This window comes from Corynebacterium sp. MSK310 (assembly GCF_030227355.1).
GTDB lineage: Bacteria > Actinomycetota > Actinomycetes > Mycobacteriales > Mycobacteriaceae > Corynebacterium > Corynebacterium rhinophilum.
In genome coordinates this window covers 1-1,305 of the sequence record NZ_JASPFZ010000040.1, presented here as the reverse complement: position 1 = coordinate 1,305, position 1,305 = coordinate 1, and the positions used below count along the sequence as shown (strand labels likewise).

Annotated in this window: 1 protein-coding gene; it reads right to left on the bottom strand. The window is 54.9% G+C overall.

From position 1 onward, the window contains the following. Positions 1-30 precede the first annotated feature (30 nt). A protein-coding gene (locus tag QP891_RS11640) for an IS3 family transposase (protein WP_284771370.1) occupies positions 31-1,256 on the bottom strand; the annotation gives its coding sequence in 2 pieces (ribosomal slippage) (positions 31-977 and positions 977-1,256; 1,227 coding nt in all). Positions 1,257-1,305: the final 49 nt, after the last annotated feature.

Genomic DNA, 1,305 nt, shown 5'->3' with positions numbered 1-1,305 from the left:
TGAAGCGTCCTGGGTTTAGTTCCGCTTCTTTTACGGCCCTGTGTTGATGGGCTGGGTGAGATAGTACTCGGTTTCTACTTCCTGTGGGGTGGCGTAGTCCAAAGCTTCATGAAGCCGCTTGGTGTTCCACCAATGCACCCACCGCAAGGTGGCCAGTTCGACTTCTCCGACCGACGTCCACGGGCCTTGGGCATGAATCAGTTCAGCCTTGTAGAGACCGTTGACTGTTTCGGCTAGCGCATTGTCGTAAGAATCGCCGACTGTTCCCACACTCGGGCGGATTCCTGACTCAGCTAGCGCAGTGGAATACTTCAGTGACACATACTGGCTGCCCCGATCGCTATGGTGAATTAACTGGTTTCCATGAATTCGCCCTGCAGTCGTTAACGCATGCTCCAAAGCCTCCATCGGCAGCGCGTCGGTGCGCATTGTCGATCGTGTAGCGACACCAACAATTTTTCGGCTGAATACATCCACGACAAATGCGGTGTAGGCGAATCCTGACAGGGTGCGAACGTAGGTAATGTCGGCAACCCACAACCTGCCTGGCGCCTGCGCACGGAAGTCTCGCTGTACAAGGTCTGGGCGATGATCCGGTGCCTTCGGGCTAATCGTTGTCACAGGGGTTCGTCCACGTCGGCGGCCGGAAACACCTGCGAGTTTCATCAGACGTGCGGTCTTGTCGCGGCCGATATGAAAGCCTTCACGGTTCATGGCGTGCCACATTTTGCGGATGCCGTAGACCGAGAAGTTTTCCGCATGCACACGCTGTATCTCTGGGATGAGCAGGCTATCGCTTAAGGCTCTTGCGCTGGGAACACGTGTGGTGGCTTTGCGGTAGCCGCGTGAGGTGATGAATCCACGATCTGCTTGTTTAAGGACTCTGCAGATGGCCTCGACCCCAAACTGATCTTTATACGCGTCGATGTAAGAGATCATTTGGTCGTGGGTCGGTCGAGTTCCGCTGCGAAAAAAGCCGAAGCAGTCTTAAGAATCCCGTTTGCTCGTTTCAGTTCGCGGTTTTCTCGGCGCAGACGCTTGAGCTCTTCTTCCATTGTTTCGCCGCCTGAAGCGTCAGAGTCATCACGTACTGAAGCGCTGTCACGGTACCAAGCCCGCAACGTGTGGTGAGATACTCCAAGCAGCTCACCGACCTCCGTGTAGGCGCGTTGCAGTGAGCAAGACTCCAGGCGGACCATTTCGATGATCTGATGGACCGCCTTCTCCTTGAACTCGACGGAATACTTTCTAGGCATAGTTCAATCCTTCCTTAGCTGAGGTAGGAACTAAACCCAGGACGCTTCA